The sequence below is a fragment of the Echinimonas agarilytica genome (assembly GCF_023703465.1).
Lineage (GTDB): Bacteria > Pseudomonadota > Gammaproteobacteria > Enterobacterales > Neiellaceae > Echinimonas > Echinimonas agarilytica.
Genome location: NZ_JAMQGP010000006.1, coordinates 77,018 through 93,999, shown reverse-complemented (window position 1 = coordinate 93,999; position 16,982 = coordinate 77,018). Strand labels below are relative to the sequence as shown.

At 46.1% G+C, this 16,982-nt stretch carries 15 protein-coding genes; 7 read left to right on the top strand and 8 right to left on the bottom strand.

Translation table 11 applies throughout. The annotated features are described in order from the left end of the window. Nucleotides 1-198: 198 nt before the first annotated feature. Nucleotides 199-681, top strand: coding sequence for an RDD family protein (locus tag NAF29_RS12140; RefSeq protein ID WP_251261852.1), 483 nt, complete (start codon nucleotides 199-201; stop codon nucleotides 679-681). Here NAF29_RS12140 and lptG read toward each other — a convergent pair. Further along, on the bottom strand, nucleotides 678-1,745 hold the full coding sequence (lptG, locus tag NAF29_RS12135; protein WP_285817742.1) for an LPS export ABC transporter permease LptG: 1,068 nt from the start codon (nucleotides 1,743-1,745) through the stop codon (nucleotides 678-680). The genes NAF29_RS12140 and lptG overlap by 4 nt on opposite strands. Next, complete coding sequence (lptF, locus tag NAF29_RS12130; protein WP_251261851.1) at nucleotides 1,742-2,848, bottom strand: LPS export ABC transporter permease LptF; 1,107 nt, start codon at nucleotides 2,846-2,848, stop codon at nucleotides 1,742-1,744. The genes lptG and lptF overlap by 4 nt, the downstream gene beginning before the upstream one ends. A gap of 228 nt (nucleotides 2,849-3,076) precedes the next feature. Here lptF and pepA point away from each other — a divergent pair, with 228 nt between their 5' ends. The 3 genes from pepA to NAF29_RS12115 are packed head-to-tail and all read left to right on the top strand — an operon-like array spanning nucleotide 3,077 to nucleotide 7,910. Then, entirely contained in the window at nucleotides 3,077-4,579 is a 1,503-nt protein-coding gene (pepA, locus tag NAF29_RS12125; protein WP_251261849.1) for a leucyl aminopeptidase, read from the top strand. Nucleotide 4,580: 1 nt separating this feature from the next. After that, on the top strand, nucleotides 4,581-5,033 hold the full coding sequence (locus tag NAF29_RS12120) for a DNA polymerase III subunit chi (RefSeq protein WP_251261848.1): 453 nt from the start codon (nucleotides 4,581-4,583) through the stop codon (nucleotides 5,031-5,033). 21 nt (nucleotides 5,034-5,054) lie between these two features. Continuing rightward, a complete protein-coding gene (locus tag NAF29_RS12115) occupies nucleotides 5,055-7,910 on the top strand; it encodes a valine--tRNA ligase (protein WP_251261847.1) in 2,856 nt (951 codons plus the stop codon). 62 nt (nucleotides 7,911-7,972) lie between these two features. Here the strand turns inward: NAF29_RS12115 and NAF29_RS12110 are convergent, their stop codons facing one another. After that, nucleotides 7,973-9,598: a sulfatase gene (locus tag NAF29_RS12110; protein ID WP_251261846.1), complete on the bottom strand. Its 1,626-nt coding sequence runs from the start codon at nucleotides 9,596-9,598 to the stop codon at nucleotides 7,973-7,975. A gap of 161 nt (nucleotides 9,599-9,759) precedes the next feature. Next, nucleotides 9,760-10,023: a hypothetical protein gene (locus tag NAF29_RS12105; RefSeq protein ID WP_251261845.1), complete on the bottom strand. Its 264-nt coding sequence runs from the start codon at nucleotides 10,021-10,023 to the stop codon at nucleotides 9,760-9,762. A gap of 125 nt (nucleotides 10,024-10,148) precedes the next feature. On the opposite strand from NAF29_RS12105, the gene NAF29_RS12100 reads away from it, so the two are divergent. Beyond that, on the top strand, nucleotides 10,149-10,988 hold the full coding sequence (locus tag NAF29_RS12100) for a 23S rRNA (adenine(2030)-N(6))-methyltransferase RlmJ (protein WP_251261844.1): 840 nt from the start codon (nucleotides 10,149-10,151) through the stop codon (nucleotides 10,986-10,988). A 27-nt stretch (nucleotides 10,989-11,015) separates the two neighbouring features. Here NAF29_RS12100 and NAF29_RS12095 read toward each other — a convergent pair whose 3' ends face one another. After that, nucleotides 11,016-11,936 carry an ElyC/SanA/YdcF family protein gene (locus tag NAF29_RS12095; protein ID WP_251261843.1) on the bottom strand — a complete coding sequence of 307 codons (921 nt, stop codon included), beginning with the start codon at nucleotides 11,934-11,936 and terminating at the stop codon, nucleotides 11,016-11,018. Between the two features lie 165 nt (nucleotides 11,937-12,101). Further along, nucleotides 12,102-12,917 (bottom strand): hypothetical protein, encoded by an 816-nt coding sequence (locus NAF29_RS12090; protein ID WP_251261842.1) that lies wholly within the window; start codon nucleotides 12,915-12,917, stop codon nucleotides 12,102-12,104. A 298-nt stretch (nucleotides 12,918-13,215) separates the two neighbouring features. Here NAF29_RS12090 and NAF29_RS12085 point away from each other — a divergent pair, with 298 nt between their 5' ends. After that, nucleotides 13,216-14,064, top strand: a complete 849-nt coding sequence (locus NAF29_RS12085; RefSeq protein WP_251261841.1) for a DNA ligase — start codon at nucleotides 13,216-13,218, stop codon at nucleotides 14,062-14,064. 7 nt (nucleotides 14,065-14,071) lie between these two features. On the opposite strand, the gene NAF29_RS12080 is transcribed toward NAF29_RS12085, so the two are convergent. Next, nucleotides 14,072-15,229, bottom strand: a complete 1,158-nt coding sequence (locus NAF29_RS12080) for a tetratricopeptide repeat protein (RefSeq protein WP_251261839.1) — start codon at nucleotides 15,227-15,229, stop codon at nucleotides 14,072-14,074. 136 nt (nucleotides 15,230-15,365) lie between these two features. Here NAF29_RS12080 and NAF29_RS12075 point away from each other — a divergent pair, with 136 nt between their 5' ends. Further along, nucleotides 15,366-16,106 (top strand): phosphatase, encoded by a 741-nt coding sequence (locus tag NAF29_RS12075; protein WP_251261838.1) that lies wholly within the window; start codon nucleotides 15,366-15,368, stop codon nucleotides 16,104-16,106. Here the strand turns inward: NAF29_RS12075 and NAF29_RS12070 are convergent. Next, the gene (locus NAF29_RS12070) at nucleotides 16,095-16,940 is read right to left on the bottom strand and encodes a helix-turn-helix transcriptional regulator (RefSeq protein ID WP_251261837.1); all 846 of its coding nucleotides are present in this window, start codon (nucleotides 16,938-16,940) and stop codon (nucleotides 16,095-16,097) included. The genes NAF29_RS12075 and NAF29_RS12070 overlap by 12 nt on opposite strands. Between the last annotated feature and the right edge of the window lie 42 nt (nucleotides 16,941-16,982).

The following is a 16,982-nucleotide window of genomic DNA, read 5'->3' as shown; positions in this document are numbered from 1 at the left end:
AGCCAACAACTAATGTTGAGACGTTTCATCCCCCGGCTGAGGTGCTGTGCATTATACGAATGCCGAAAGCCAAATCAACACTTTTTTTAACTGATTTGAATAGATGCTCAAAGAGCAACCAAAAACGCGCTTTTATTTAAAACCTTTACAGGCCTGCTACAATGCGTTGCTGTTAAATTCACTGATTTCGGTATCGCTATGACAAATCATCCTCATGCTGGCTTTTTTCGCAGACTTGCAGCGTTAGTCTACGACACATTGCTTGCCGCATCTGTATGGGTGAGTGCTCATATTGTAGGCTTTATCACCGTGGCTATTAGTGCTCAATTCGGTTTTCCGAACGTCAGCCATTTCAATGGTGACATTGGTGCGTACTTAATGAGTCAGGCTTGGTATTCGCTCTACCTGATTTCAGCGGTCGCACTGTTTTTCATTTGGTTTTGGACTCACGGAGGTCAAACTTTGGGAATGAAGGCATGGCGTTTGCGAATACAAAATGAAGATGGCTCTACGATTCATCTGCGCCAAGCTATTGTGCGGGTTTGCTTTGCCCTAGGCGGGCTAGGAAACCTTGCAATACTCGTAGACCCCAAGAGAAAAAGAGCACTGCAAGACAGGTTATCTGACTCAGTGGTTATTGTGTTACCCAAAGGTGAAAACAAGCCCCTTCCCAAACATTAAGCTCGCCTGAGAATTTGTACTGAGAAAAATAAAAATATCAATGACGGCAAGGCTGCAGCGATGATCGGCGGCACGTTAAACACCACAGACATAGGGCCAAATAATTGGTCTGCCATATGGAATGAAAACCCAGCGGCAACCCCTAAGACTATTCGCGCGCCCATCGTCATGGTCCGCAAAGGACCAAAAATAAAGCTCAGAGCTAACAGCATCATGGTCGCAATGGCCAATGGTTGCATGGCTTTGCGCCACATGGCCAGCTGGTATCGAGTTGGATCTTGTTTTCCCGCTTCCAAATAATCAATGTAGTCGAGCAAGCCGCTAATCGGTAGCGCTTCCGGTTTCATCGACACCACGCTCAACTTGCTGGGTGTCAGCGTGCTATGCCATTCCGACTGCTCAGTAAATTGCGTTCGAACCCCATCATCAAACAAATATGTATCGTGTACTCCATTGGTCACCCAACGGCGATTAATGTAATTAGCATCTTTGATGTAGGCCACATGCGACAATTTATTCATGTCATCAAAATCATAAATAGTAACGTTATGCAGCTGATCAGACGCCAATACCGAACCTATGTAAACAAAGCTGTCGCCATCTTTCGCCCAAGTTCCGGCCTTGCTTGACAGGATTGCACCTTCAGAAATTGCAGCCGATTTGAGTTGCTTTGCTGTACTCTCACTAGCCGGAACAATCCACTCACCCAAGGCCATGACGATCAGTGCCAGAGGAATAGCTGTTTTCATCACCGACGACACAATATTCAACTTGCTCAGGCCTGAGGCTTGCATCACAACAAGCTCACTATTCGACGCCAACATACCCAGTCCAATAAGGGCTCCTAGCAATGCACAAATCGGAAAAAACACCTCTAAATCACGTGGCATTGAAAACATCACATAAATTGCAGCATCAATGAGATCGTAAGAGCCTCGGCCAACCCGTTTGAGTTGTTCAATGTACTTCAGTAAGGAAGACAACCCCATGAGCACTAAAAGAACTAGGCTCGTAGTGGTCAATAGCGTTTTGCCAATGTGGCGATCAACAATCGATAATATCATTTAAAGCTCCACACCAAGGCTTTGATCCGAGCACCGGTTTCTCGCCCATTGACGATCAAACTCACCCCGGCCATCACGCCAATTGCGTGAACCCACCACAATCCTGCACTTGCTGGTATCGCTTCGCTTTGCAGTGCTTTTCGACCAGCCATGAGTAATACGTAATAACCCAAGTACATGAGAATGGCGGGAAGTAATCGACCAAAAGCCCCTTGACGTGGGTTTACCGATGACAACGGCACTGCCAGCAAAGCAAGAATAGGAAGACTTAACGGAATGGCTAAGCGCCAATGCAGCTCTGCAATTTCGTCGGGATCATCCGAGCCTAATAAATCTATTGTGGGCGCAGCATCAAGCTTACGTCGTTTGCGCTCTGTTACTTGGGAACGGGCATCAACAATGTAGCGTTCAAAGGTAATTCGCTCGTAATCCGCTTCGGTTGGAGAGCCTTCATACCGCTCACCATCATGCAGTTCTAAATTGATTGAATCGGTGTCTTTTTCAGCAAATACACCGGTTGAAGCCCGCACGATGCTTCCACGCTCTTGAGCACTCCAATTCTCTGGCATTTGCGCCACAAAAACATTTGTTAACTTGTTGCCCCGCTTACTAATTTTCTCTACAAAAATAACCGATGAACCGTCATTACTTTTACGGAATCGTCCTTCAATGAGGGCATGAACATTAGTATCGGCTTGTGCTTGCTCCAGCATCTGAAGCTCTTTTTCTTTCGAATGAGGATTAAGAAACAAGGTGAGCCAAGCAGCGATACCCGCCATCACTAAAGCCAGCAATAATGTCACTCGAGTGACATACCACTCGCTGACTCCGGTTGCACGCAACACCACCATTTCACTGTCTGCATACATTCTGCCAAATGCCAACAACACGCCAAGAAAGAAACTCATGGGGAGAATCATCGTAGCGAGTTTGGGAATATTTAGACCAATCAGCTGGAACAAAATTGAAGCCACAATTTTGCCCTCTGAAGCATCAGCAAGGATTGAGACCAGCTCACGGCTAATAAATACGACTATTAGCACTGTAAATACGGCTAACTGGGATTTTAGAACTTCCAGTAGCAATAAACGAAAAACGATCAAACGATTTTCCTACTAAACAAAAATTAGTAATTTCACTGTCTAACGCGATAAACTGCGATGAACGTCAGATTTTAAACAAAATTGACTAGTAAGCCAATTTGGCTCGAATCAACATGGCAACAGCCCAAAAGAAAGACTTTGCTGTTGAAACGATTGGGCATCATGTTTGTTATGAACACGATTATTACCCAAAAGTAGTCATAAGTCTTTTAAATAATAGGAGCATATATGGAGTTCAGTGTAAAAAGTGGTAGTCCAGAAAAGCAGCGTAGCGCCTGTATTGTTGTGGGTGTATTTGAACCCCGACGCCTGACTCCTGTTGCTGAGCAGCTTGATAAGATTAGCGGAGGCTATTTATCGAACCTGCTTCGTCGAGGTGACTTGGAAGGTAAACCTGGACAAATGTTATTACTTCATCAAGTTCCAAACATTCTCAGTGAGCGAGTTCTTCTCGTTGGCTGTGGTAAAGAACGAGAACTGGATGAGCGCCAATACAAACAAATCATCGCAAAGACCATCAGCACCCTCAATGAAACGGGCTCAATGGAAGCCGTGTGCTTTTTATCTGAGTTGCACGTCAAGAGCCGCGATACCTATTGGAAAGTTCGCCAAGCCGTTGAGACCACTCAGGACTCTTTGTACACCTTTGAACAACTGAAGAGCAAAAAAGGCGAAACGCGCCGGCCACTGCGTAAAATTACGTTCAATGTACCAACGCGTCGCGACCTTCCTGTGGGCGAGCGAGCAATTCAGCATGGTCTTGCAGTCTCCGAAGGGACTTTAGTGTGTAAAGACGTGGCTAATATGCCACCGAATATTTGTAACCCCGCTTATCTTGCTGACTTGGCCAGGCAACTCGACCAAGACTATCCGTCAATTTCCACCGAGGTTGTCGGTGAGAAACAAATGGAAGCATTGGGAATGCACAGCTACCTTGCTGTAGGCCGAGGCAGTGACAACGAATCACTCATGTCCGTCATTCATTACAATGGTGGCCAAACCGACGAAGCGCCAATTGTGCTCATTGGTAAAGGCCTCACATTTGATTCCGGCGGCATTTCGCTCAAGCCCGGAGCAGGCATGGACGAAATGAAGTATGACATGGGCGGAGCAGCTGGCGTTTACGGCACCATGAAAGCACTGGCAGAGCTCAACCTGCCAATCAATGTTATTGGCGTTTTGGCTGGATGTGAAAACATGCCAAGCGGCAATGCTTATCGGCCCGGTGATATTTTAACCACCATGTCTGGACAAACCGTTGAAGTGCTCAATACCGATGCGGAAGGTCGTTTGGTATTATGCGACGCTCTAACTTACGTCGAGCGTTTCGAGCCTGACTGCGTGGTCGATGTAGCCACATTAACCGGTGCCTGTGTCATTGCCTTGGGTGCTCACGCCACAGGCTTACTCAGCAATCACAACCCTCTCGCTCATGAATTGCAAAATGCATCTGACCAAAGCGGCGACCGCGCATGGCGTTTGCCACTATGGGATGAATACCAAGAGCAGCTTGATAGCCCGTTTGCCGACATGGCCAATATTGGTGGTCGTCCTGCAGGTACCATCACAGCCGCTTGCTTTTTAAGCCGGTTCACCAAAAAGTACCACTGGGCACACCTTGACGTGGCCGGCACCGCTTGGCGCTCAGGGAAAAATAAAGGGTCAACTGGCCGTCCGGTTCCGATGCTGACGCAGTTCTTGTTGAGCCGCTCTCAACAATCCGAGGACTAACGTGCCGCACAGCGCCCACTTTGTCGTGATGAAAGATGAGCAGACGGAAGGGACTGCTCATCTTGTTTTAGCCTGTTCCATCGCACAACACTATGCGAACAAGGGTTTAAAACTCTATGTTCTGACCGACACAGACGAGCAAGCCGCGGCCATTGATGATCTACTGTTTGCCTTACCAACCGAACAGTTTGTGGCCCATGCTCAGGTGCAGTTTGCGCCCCGCTATGGCGCACCAGTACTCATTGGGAGCAGTACACCACAAAACTTTGTGCCTTTGCTGATTAATCTGTCTGCCAAAGGACCAATGAATGCGGTAAAATGCCGCCACATTATCGATCTTGTTCCGTCTGAGCCAACGTTAAAGCAACAAGCGCGCGACCGTTACCGCTCGTATCAAGGCTTTGGTATTGCGCCAACAAATGGCTCTGAACAGGATTTTCCCGCTTTTAACTAACAATTAGAAACAGACCCAATCATGGAAAAAACCTTTAACCCAAATGCGATTGAGCAAGCCATGTATCAGGCTTGGGAAGAAAAGGGCTACTTCAAGCCCCATGGTGACACCAGCAAAGAAAGCTACTGCATCATGATTCCGCCCCCAAACGTGACGGGCAGCCTTCACATGGGTCATGCATTCCAAGACACCATAATGGACACCTTAGTGCGTTACCAACGCATGCAAGAAAAGAACACCTTATGGCAAGTCGGTACCGATCATGCGGGCATTGCAACGCAAATGGTAGTGGAACGTAAAATAGCAGCCGAGGAAAGCAAAACTCGCCAAGATTATGGCCGTGAAGCCTTCATCGACAAAATTTGGGAATGGAAAGAAGAGTCAGGCGGAACCATTACTCAACAATTGCGTCGATTAGGTGCGAGTGTAGACTGGGATCGCGAACGCTTCACCATGGATGAAGGGCTTTCTGAAGCCGTTAAAGAAGTTTTTGTCCGTTTATACGAAGACGACCTGATCTACCGTGGCAAGCGCTTAGTGAATTGGGATCCAAAACTGCACACCGCTATTTCTGATCTTGAAGTTGAAAATCGAGACAAAAAAGGACAAATGTGGCGCTTCCGCTATCCACTTGCCGATGGTGTGAAAACTAAAGGCGGCAAAGATTATATTGTTGTGGCCACGACCCGCCCTGAAACGATGCTGGGCGACACCGCAGTTGCCGTCAATCCAGAAGATGAACGCTACTTAGACCTCATTGGTAAAGAAGTCGTATTACCTTTCGTCGAGCGTCGCATTCCTATCGTTGCAGACGAACACGCCGATATGGAAAAAGGCACTGGCTGTGTGAAGATCACACCCGCTCACGACTTCAATGACTATGAAGTGGGCAAGCGCCACCAGCGCCCTATGGTCAATGTCTTGACCTTTGACGCTTTTATCCGTGCTGAAGCTGAAGTCTTTGACTTCAAAGGAGAAACATCAAACGCATACAGTTCAGCATTACCAGAAGCTTACCAAGGTTTAGAGCGCTTTGCGGCCCGTAAAGCCATTGTTGCAGACATGGACGCTCAAGGCTTACTCGATGGCATTGAAGACAACGACATGACCGTACCTTACGGTGATCGTGGCGGCGTAGTCATTGAGCCAATGCTCACCGACCAATGGTATGTTCGCGCCGCTCCACTCGCCAAAACAGCCACTGAAGTGGTTGAAAGCGGCCAAATCGAGTTCGTTCCAAAACAATACGAAAACATGTATTACGCATGGATGCGCGACATTCAAGACTGGTGCATTTCACGCCAGCTTTGGTGGGGTCACCGCATTCCGGCTTGGTACGATGCCAACGGCAAAGTATACGTGGGTCGAACCGAAGTAGAAGTTCGTGCCGCCCATAGTCTCGCTGACGATGTGACTCTGAGCCAAGACGAAGATGTTCTCGACACTTGGTTTAGCTCTGCACTATGGACATTCTCAACACTGGGGTGGCCTGAAAACACCGATGACCTGAAAAATTTCCACCCAACCTCATGTTTGGTGACAGGATTCGATATTATTTTCTTCTGGGTTGCGCGTATGATCATGATGACGACGCACTTCTTAAAAGATGAAAACGGCAAACCACAAGTTCCCTTCAAAAAAGTTTTTGTGCACGGCTTAATTCGTGATGAGCAAGGCCAAAAAATGTCGAAGTCGAAAGGGAATGTGCTTGACCCTATCGACATGATTCAAGGCATTGGGCTCGAAGAGCTCGTGACCAAACGCACAGCGAACTTAATGCAAGAGAAAGTCGCAGAGAAAATCGCGACTCGCACACGTAAGCAATTCCCAGACGGTATTGAAGCCCACGGCACAGACGCATTGCGCTTTACGATTATGGCGCTCGCAAGCACAGGGCGCGACATCAACTGGGACATGTCACGCCTAGATGGTTATCGCAGCTTCTGTAATAAACTTTGGAATGCTAGCCGTTACGTGTTGATGAATACAGAAGAACATGACTGTGGGCAAAATGGTGGTGAGTTGCAACTCAGCTTGGCCGACCGTTGGATTTTAAGTCAATTCAACGATGCGGTGAAAGTATACCGAGACGCTTTAGACAGCTATCGCTTTGATATGGCAGCCAACACGTTATATGAATTCACTTGGAATCAATTCTGCGATTGGTATTTAGAGTTAACCAAACCTGTATTCCAACATGGTTCAGAGGCGCAATTGCGCGGTACTCGCCACACGCTGGTAACTGTGCTTGAAGCATTGCTGCGCCTCATGCATCCAATGATGCCATACATTACCGAAGAAATTTGGCAACGCGTCAAAGGTTTAGTGGGGAATGATGGCGAATCCATCATGCTTCAGCCGTTCCCAGAATACAACGACGCGCTGAACGACACGCAAGCCATGAACGATGTGGAATGGGTGAAACAATTCATTGTCGCCATTCGTAATGTGCGCGGCGAGCTAGGCATTTCTCCAAACAAAGCACTCAATACATTGCTTCGGAACGTGGATGGCAATTCACAACGTTGCTTAAATGAAAACCAAACATTCCTCAAAGCAATGGCAAACCTCGAATCCATCGAATTACCATCCGCTGAAGCGGATCTGCCCATGTGTACCATGCAAATGGTAGGCAATATGGAAGTTCTGATCCCCATGGCTGGTTTAATTGATGCAGAAGCTGAAATTGCTCGTATTACCAAGCAACTGGAGAAAATGGGCAAAGACGCTGGACGCATTGAAGGCAAGTTAAGCAATCAAGGTTTTGTTGCTAAGGCGCCTGAAGCGGTTGTTGCAAAAGAGCAAGAAAAGCTCAATGAGATCAAGCGTGACATGGCAAAACTAGAAGCTCAAATCGAGCAACTAAAAGCCTTATAGACTAACCGTTTCCATAAAAAAACCACCTTCACGGTGGTTTTTTTATGCTTCATTTTTAAATACTAAAATTGATTTGGCTGACGATTCAACTGAGCATCAAGCTGTTTACTAAACAGTGCCAGCTGTTTGCGATACTTCGGTCGTTGAGCCAGATTATTCTCCTCGAACGGATCATCTTTGAGCTGATATAACTCTTCGTCACCATTTTTAAAACGAATGTAGCGATAATCCCCTACCCGAATTGCATGATTGCCTTTTTGGTAGGTGCTCAGAACGGGTTTCCGCCAGTCTTTTTCAGGCGCCATCAATACAGGACTCAGATCATAGCCGTATAGATGCTCAGGGCGCTTCAAGCCCGCCAAAGCGACGATGGTTGGATACACATCTTGTAAACTGACTCCGCTGAGGGTTCGGTGCCCTTTCGTGGATGCCGGTATTCTAGGATCAAGTATGATCAAGTTGGAGTGAGTTGAAGCTTCCCAGAGTGTGGTTTTGCCTTTGCGGTTTTTATCGCCAACGTGGTAACCGTGATCACTCCACAACACCACCACTGTATTGTCTTTTTCAGGGTTATTTTCAATGGCGTCAAGCAATACACCAATGCTTTTGTCAGCAAATGCAGTAGACGCTAAATATGCTTGAAACATGGCTTTCCAAGCGGCTACATCACCATTTTTAGGATCTAATGTTAAGCCGTGCTCGGTCAATTTCGAAAAACGCGTATTGCGCGTAATTCGTTGTCCCGTAGGTGAAAGCTGCCCTAAGCCATCGCGCACCCATGTCAGTAACTCTCGATCAATTGCCATTTCCTCTTGCGGGAACATATCTAAGTATTGTTGTTCAACAATCCAAGGCATGTGAGGGGCAAAAATACCAACTCCAACAAACCAAGGTTGGTTCGCAGGTAAGGTAGTGGTCTGGTGCTTACCTTTATGACTTTTGAGCGTCGCACTGCCATTTAATACTAGTTTTGCAGCAAACTCAGAATTCAGATAGTCATTTGAGTGTTCAGTAGGAATATTGTGCGTACCAAACTTGGTAAAGCTTTTACCACCTGGCGGCCAGTATTTAGACACCTCTACTTTGCGCCGGTGACCTTTTGGAGGCTCTCCTCCTGTTCCTGAATGAACCTCTATCCAGTCACTCCATGAATATGTTTGATCCGCCCATTCGCTCAAGTGTCCATTGTGTTTTTCAGTTCGACCTTTGTGGAACACCTTACCTGCACCAGCAGTGTAGTAGCCCTGCGATTTAAGGTATTGCGGCAAAGTCACAACATTTTCAAGCGTGTCATACAAACGAAAATGCTTGTCGTGCGCGTAATAGCCCGACACATGCGCTGGAACTCCGGTCATCAATGCGGTTCGAGAAGGTCCACACAAGGGGGAAGCGGTATACGCACGATCAAATGTAAGCGCTTGTTGAGCCAAGCGGTTTAGGTTCGGCGTGAGTCGGTCTACAACGGACTGCCTGACCGAATCATCAGGGTACACTTTGTGTAAAAAACTATCGGGAGATTGCCCCATGGGTGTATTGAAGACATTCAGATCATCAATCGCTATGAATAGAAAATTGGGTTTCTTAGAATCAATAGCATCACCTGCTGACCACACAGGCGAGCTCGATAACAGGGCCAAAGCGGCACCAAAGCACACGCCTATAGAATAAGGGAATCGACGTTTCAACATATTTATAGAGGCCTAAACAGAAGAGTGTGCACACATGTTAACGAGCTAAAAGTACAGCGGAATGGATTAATCAGCAGTCATCAGGACACGAAGCCCCCATCGCCCGAAACTTAGAGGTGGCGCTGGAGTTACCTTTGATAGCGTCAGCCAACTCTGAGGGATTAATCGTCGCGTTTACCCATCAATTCTTTGGCTAACTCACGCTCATCTTTTTCTTGTTTATTATGTTTTTTATCTTCAATCTCAAGCACGTCGCTAGTTTCATCGGACACGGCTTGTTTTAAGTTACATCGGCCGCCTACGCCAATTGCTTGTTTGCCTGCTGCGCTTTTCATCGCTTTGGACATGTCGCATTCTGAAGTCATGACACCAGCATGAGTGCTCAGCGATAAAAACACACCCACTAAGATGAGTGAATATTTCATGGAAGACTCCTATTCCTTGTCTTTAATTATAGTCTCTAATTACTATTAATCCCTGTTATTGAACGTATCAAGTTCCACCACCGATTGATACACTACATGGCGTTTTCACTCAAGGAGTTTGTTCATTGCTAAGCTATCGTCACGCTTTTCACGCTGGTAATTTTGCCGATGTTCTTAAGCACATCACGCAAATCTTATGTCTTGAACATTTTTTAAAGAAAGACAAAGCCTTCACATACCTCGACACTCACTCGGGCGCAGGTATGTATGAACTCTCGGCCTCCGAATCTCAAAAAACCGGAGAGTACCTACAAGGCATCGCAAAATTGTGGGAGTTACAACAAGCTCCTGATGCAGTTGAAAAATACCTTGAGGTTGTACGCCACTTTAATTCGAACATTGACCTTGATTTTTATCCTGGAAGCCCTGCCATTGCCCACCAATTTTTGCGTGCTCAAGATAATTCTCACTGCTTTGAACTACACCCGACAGACGCCAACCTGTTAAAACAAAATTTACGCCATATTCGACGCAGTAAAGTGCACACAAGCGATGGCTACACAGGTGTTAAAGCGCTACTCCCACCACCAAGTCGACGTGGCTTAGTCTTTATCGATCCCCCCTACGAGCTAAAGACCGACTATGTCAAAGCAATTCAGGCTATTGAACAAGGTTATAAACGTTTTTCCACTGGCACTTACTGCTTATGGTATCCAGTCGTACAGCGCCCTTACGTGCATCAAATTATCGACACATTAAACAGCACTGCCATCAAAAATGTGCTTCAGGTTGAATGGTGTTTGCAAGCAGACTCAGATGCATTTGGAATGACAGGCACAGGCATGCTGATCGTGAACCCACCATGGACGCTCAAACGTGAACTTGAAGTGGTAATGCCGTTTTTAGAGCAACACTTGGGCTCGACTATGAGCCACTATAAAATCCAACAATTAATTGCAGAATAGGCACGTAATTTACGTGCCTTGATGACTTTACTGGCCTGCGGCTTCTGACTCGGCAGTCTCTTCTTCAGCTTGCACTTCCTGTTCCCGACTTGGTGCAGGATTTGCCTCAGCATCAACAACGGGCTCTGTAAGTACACCGGATGGCTGAACGTGCGTACTCTCGTTAACGCCCATCATTCCCTGTATCGTGACAAGAGTATTGCCGAGCGTGGCGTACCAGGCACGTTCTGAACGATATAAATTGTTGGCATCGGGAACCCATTGTCGCCAATCACTTTGTTGTCCTGATGGCGCACGCACTAAGTGCTCAGAGGGTGCAGCAATCACGCTAATACCATGTCGCCCAAAAATTCGAACCGCACGTTTCATGTGCGTCGCAGAGGTCACTAAAACAGGCGAATAAGTAGAAAGAAATGGTTTAATTTCAGCCGCTTCACTGTTGGTATCTCTCGCTTTTGAAAGCACTTGAATTTGCTTTTCAGGCACCCCTAAATCAGTGAGCAGGTTTGCCCCCATCTGAGCATTACTAATCTGCCCAAATCGCGTAGGCCCCCCCGACAAAATAAATTCGGCTTGCGGATTCTTACGCCAAATTCTCATGCCCTCAACTAAACGGACTAACGAACACGGAGCTAACTGTGACGACACGGGCAATAGCGGATCTTCAATGCCAAAGCACCCCAACACGATAATTTGTTCAACCGGACGCGGATCGTTCATATCAAATGCGGGATACAAGCTTTCGTAACGCAGTAGCCAACTTGCGGCAACGGTGTACACGCTCAAAGATCCCAACAAAACCCAAGCTAAGGTCGCAGGCCATTTCACCCAACGGCTTGCGCCAGTCAACCAAGCCGCAAGCATTGCAAGGGTTAACAATGCAAAACCAATGGGCACAGGAGAAACGAGCGTTGCAACTAATTTCTTAAAATAAAAGAATTCCATCATTTAAGCTGATTATGATGACATCAAGACTCAACCCGGCAGGCAAGTCGCAAGTCAGTTCGACAAGAGATGTATCCATACTAATGAATATTGGCACAGCTGCAATACATAGGAGGGAATAAAACAGTGCAACCCGGCCTGGGCGTGCACTGTTTTACAGTACTTCAGTTAGCTTGACTGCAAAGGCTGTCGGTTCCCCTCTCGCAATAGCAAACCGCAGAAACCCAGTACAAACAAAATCAAAGTAGGTGCTTCAGGCACAGAGTATGAAGGCGAATCACTGTAGTTGGTACCGTAATGATCGGTATCAAACATACCAAAATTGTTACCGTAATTCATTGAATCAATCGAGCCGTCGTTGCTGTACGTAACGCCCCCATTAAACGCATGAAACCAGATTCCCACGTCGTCACTAAATTCAATGCCGCGCCAGTTGTCTGGATTCGGCTTACCATCTGAGCTGTTAATTTTAGCCAGGTCTATGTCAAACTCGAATGACGTAGAACCATCATTTGCATCGGGGCCATTCACGTGATTGACGTTAAAGTCTTGATCATATCGACCAATGAAGTTGTTTGGATCTTTCCAGCTATCAGAGCCGTTAGTGCCGTCATAAACGTATACACTTAGTGCGCCATCGCCCTGCGTCAAATCACCATAAATAATGGCAATCTCATCTTCATTACCAACGACATGACCGCCGCCACCCGGCATTCCTCCGCCATTCAACACTAACCAAAAGCCTGTGGAATACTGACCATCTTTTTCAGAAAGGGTTGAGCTAAAACTTAACTGACCATTCAGATCATCATAGCTAACAGAAAAGTCCTCCATGATCCCGGCGCCCTGACATGCAGGGTTTGAGCTACACGCATGGTTAGTGTCTAGCCAACCATGTTCGGCAGTGTAAATTCCCGCACCCACATGAAAACTACTTGCAATCATCGCCACGAAAGCAATTAGAATTTTATATAAATAACGCATTGTACAACCTCAAAATCAACCCCAAGCAAAAGCGCTTGGAACGCTAGCATTTATGTTTAAGACACTTCCAAAATGTTACAAACGAATGATTGCAATGTTAACGATAACTTTCTAACGCTAAAGTTACTTTAATAACATTAAAAACATTTTTCATAATGCCAATATTGAAATAACGTCAAAGTTCTTAACACCATGCCTCGGGTAGACCTGTAAAACTCATAGCATTGATGAAATTGTTCAATCTTCGAATCTTCAACTAAGCTAGTTGCGATGAGTTTTAATCAAGGAGGATTTACTCATGTACAAATCAACAACGATGACCTTGCTTGGCTGTTCGTTATTAGCCAGCTGTCCTGCCTATGCAGGACAATTTCCAAACCCACCTCTGATGCTGGCATCTGATTACCGCGAATCGATGAATGTGAATTACTATTTGATGAGCGAAAAATATGATGGTGTCCGTGCCTACTGGAATGGCAGGCAGCTACTCACCCGCTCAGGAAACGTGGTTCTGTGCCCCGATTGGTTCACGCAACGATTCCCTCAGATTCCATTGGATGGAGAGCTTTGGATGGGCCGAGGGACGTTCGAACAAACCTCAAGTTTAATACGTTCAAACAATTTGGCCGATTCCCGATGGCTGAGACTGAAGTTCGTGGTTTTTGACTTACCAACTATCGTTGCCCCCTTTCAAATGCGATACAACCAGATGATTCAACTTCGCAAAGACGTTGGAGTCGATTGGCTTGTGGTCGCTGAACAATCTGTCATTGAATCTCAAGAAAAATTGATGGCTCAGTTAGTTAGAGTGGTGGAAAATGGCGGAGAAGGCGTAATGATTAAACGAAAACACGCATTGTACGAGCCCAAACGTAGCTCCCACCTAATGAAGCTCAAGTTATGGGAAGATGATGAAGGCACTGTAGTCGGCTATCAATCGGGTCACGGCAAGTTCAAAAACAAGCTCGGTGCTTTGTGGATCCGCAATCAATTCAACCAGTATATTAAGGTCGGAAGCGGATTTAGCGACCGAGAACGCGAATCTCCGCCTCCCATAGGCGCTCAGGTGAGCTACAAGTATTCTGGATTTACCTCAACCGGTCTACCCAGATTTGCTAGCTTTTTACGCCAAAGGCCTATGGAATGATCCACAACTATAGCAGGTTATTCAGTGCGGCTATTTTACCGCTGTATTGACTGGCCTGCTGTCGGGTTGTGCTCAGCTCTTTGGCTTTGTTTAACTCGGCTTTAGCATCTTCATATTCACCCAAAGCTAATAAAACACGAGCCTTTCCGAAGTGCAGATCGTGTATGTAGTTGGCTCTTTGAATCGCATTATTATAGGTTTCAAGTGCTTGCTTATAGTCCCCGGCCTCATAAAAGCTTTGAGCCTCTCTGGCCATGACAAATGGGCTATTGAGTTTAATTTTTTCAAGCTTTAACGAGAGCAGATAAGCTTCGTAATGCCGCTCATCGAACCGCAAAAAGTAGACCAAGTTATGCAGCAATAAAGGGTCGACATCATCAAGCTGCATACCCGCTCGATAACTTCGTTCAGCTAAATCAATTTGCCCCTGTCGTCTCAACACGACTCCCACTAACGAGTAAATACCAGAATCCAAAGGTGATGTCTGAATGGCATGCCAAGCGTAACTGTAGGCTAAATCAAGCTGATTTAGTGACAGTGCTTCGGCTGCTCGATTTGAATAAAACGACGTGATGGCCTCGTGTCGACTGAGTTTCATGCGCTTGACGAATTGATAACGGTTGTTGGGCGTAAAATCGACGATAAACGCATTAGATCCCAATACATAAGGTCTTTGATAATTCTCTCTCACCACCACGTTGACATGATCACCAATGGTTTCAATACCATCTCGCTGTTCCCAAAAAAGCGGCACATCGGGCCTCAAAAAATCGGCCGATAAATCGAGGTGATCTGCAAATGCTACTGTCATCAACGCCAATGACATACAATTACCAGCGCGTTCATGAAAGGTTTCTGTTGCGGTATAAGTGGTGGTGTTATCGTATTGAACCTTAAACCCATCATCCGCTGTCATCCACTTCCGAAAAGCGAACATCAGATCATGCGGGTCGTGTCGATATCGGGCAAACTTGTGATCCAATGTTTCTTTGATTTCGGGGCTTAGTGCAAAAATTTGTTGGGCATCAGGAATATCTTCGCCAGCTCTATGAACAGGTAAAGGAAGCTCAGATAGACCGATAGGTCGTTCTGCAATGGAACCATCATTAGTGCTTGTGCAAGCAAAACTTAACACGCACCAACCTATGAGTAATAGTGTCCTCATAATTTGTTCGCCTCTGTTGCTCACTTGCAGTATAGGAAAATAAATTATTTCTCCGTGCTAGATAGCTCACACTTTAGCTTGTCGTTCGAAAAGGGCTATGCTTTGTGTTGTTTGTTCAATTTCACTGGAGTGATTTGTGAAAATACTGGTTGATACCCACGCACATACCATTGGCAGTACTCATGCATTTAGTACTGTTCATGATTATTTGACGGTCGCAAAACAAAGAGGCCTTGAAGCATTTGCCATTACCGATCATGGTGTCGCGATGCCCGACAGCCCACACCTGTATCACTTCATCAACATGAAGATTTTTCCGCGCTCGGTGGATGGTATTGTAATTTTTCGGGGTATGGAGGCCAATATACTTAATGAAAATGGCGACCTTGACGTTGAAGAGCCTTTGCTTTCAAAACTCGATTGGATCATTGCTAGCTTCCACGAACCTGTATTTCCCCCAAGCACCAAAGCCGCCCATACAAATGCGCTCATTGGTGCGATAGAGTCGGGTAGATGCCAAGTTATTGGACACCCCGGCAATCCGAACTTTCCATTTGATTATGAAGCAGTTATTGAAGCGGCCGTGGCTAACAACGTTGCAATTGAAGTCAATAACAGTTCTTTTCTTGAGTCACGCCATGGTAGCGAGCCAAACTGCATTGCGATTTTAGAAGTGGCTCAGAGGCTGAATGCCAAAATTAGCATTGCAACGGATTCTCACATCAGTTTCCAATTGGGAGATTTTACTCAGAGTCTCAAAGCCGTTGAACGCGTAGGTATTGATGAAGCCAATATTGTGAATGTAAATCTTGGGCGCTTCGTTGAATTCCTATCGCTGCACCATAAAAGCGTGGTTCAGGCTTTATCAAAGCAATGATTGTTGATGTCGCCACAATTTAGGCGACACTCCCATTTGCTTTTTAAAGCGGTGAGAAAAGCTCAGGCCATCATCGTAACCAAGTGATTGCGCAATTTGTCGAATCGACAAATCTGAATGCCTGAGCAAATCACACGCTCGCTGAACTCGAAGTCTAGAGATATGCTGCATTGGGCTTGTGCCCATGTATTGCTGACACAAACGATACAGTTGCGGGGGGGAGATAAACATACGCTCAGCAAGGTCTGCAACACTCCAATCAAGATGAAGTTGATTATTCACATCATCAAATAATTGCAACAATTTGAGCTGTTGACGTGGTAGTTGCTGCTTTCTGTCCAACATTTGGTCTAGGTATGTCATTTGCGTTTGAGCCAACAAATCAATAATGGTGTTGTTTGGTGCAGAACTTTCCATTTCTCGGCTCAATAACCACAGATTTAAATCCACACGCGCAGCTTCATCACTCAGCGAAGCAATTTGCGATTGCTTTTCATGCATGAACTGCCATCTGGGACTATCGTCCAGCAGCACCCAACACGTTTTCCATTGAGGCTCTGTATTTAAATGAAAATAGTGAGGCTTGCCTGCAGGCAATAACACCAATGTGTCAGATGTAATGGGGATCTGGGCATGCTCAGACTCCAATAATCCGCCACCTGACAAGGTAATAAGCAAGGTGTGATATTCAGGGCGCTCCCGAGCTATTTCATAATGAGTTTTAAGCTCAGAGCGGCCTGCAAGCACCAACCCCTCTGCACGAAGTCTTGGTACATCTTTTACGGAGATAAAATGCTCTTTGCAGTCCGTGTGAATATGAAAAACATCATGCACAAAAATTAACCAATGATAGTTTTGAACATATAAATGATACTC

What these genes read in the sequence shown, in the direction of transcription:
- lptG (WP_285817742.1), bottom strand. Translation starts at nt 1,745, where the DNA reads ATGATATTATCGATTGTTGATCGCCACATTGGCAAAACGCTATTGACC.
- pepA (WP_251261849.1), top strand. Translation starts at nt 3,077, where the DNA reads ATGGAGTTCAGTGTAAAAAGTGGTAGTCCAGAAAAGCAGCGTAGCGCC.
- NAF29_RS12115 (WP_251261847.1), top strand. Translation starts at nt 5,055, where the DNA reads ATGGAAAAAACCTTTAACCCAAATGCGATTGAGCAAGCCATGTATCAG.
- NAF29_RS12085 (WP_251261841.1), top strand. Translation starts at nt 13,216, where the DNA reads ATGTACAAATCAACAACGATGACCTTGCTTGGCTGTTCGTTATTAGCC.
- NAF29_RS12140 (WP_251261852.1), top strand. Translation starts at nt 199, where the DNA reads ATGACAAATCATCCTCATGCTGGCTTTTTTCGCAGACTTGCAGCGTTA.
- NAF29_RS12110 (WP_251261846.1), bottom strand. Translation starts at nt 9,598, where the DNA reads ATGTTGAAACGTCGATTCCCTTATTCTATAGGCGTGTGCTTTGGTGCC.
- NAF29_RS12105 (WP_251261845.1), bottom strand. Translation starts at nt 10,023, where the DNA reads ATGAAATATTCACTCATCTTAGTGGGTGTGTTTTTATCGCTGAGCACT.
- NAF29_RS12090 (WP_251261842.1), bottom strand. Translation starts at nt 12,917, where the DNA reads ATGCGTTATTTATATAAAATTCTAATTGCTTTCGTGGCGATGATTGCA.
- NAF29_RS12095 (WP_251261843.1), bottom strand. Translation starts at nt 11,936, where the DNA reads ATGATGGAATTCTTTTATTTTAAGAAATTAGTTGCAACGCTCGTTTCT.
- NAF29_RS12080 (WP_251261839.1), bottom strand. Translation starts at nt 15,229, where the DNA reads ATGAGGACACTATTACTCATAGGTTGGTGCGTGTTAAGTTTTGCTTGC.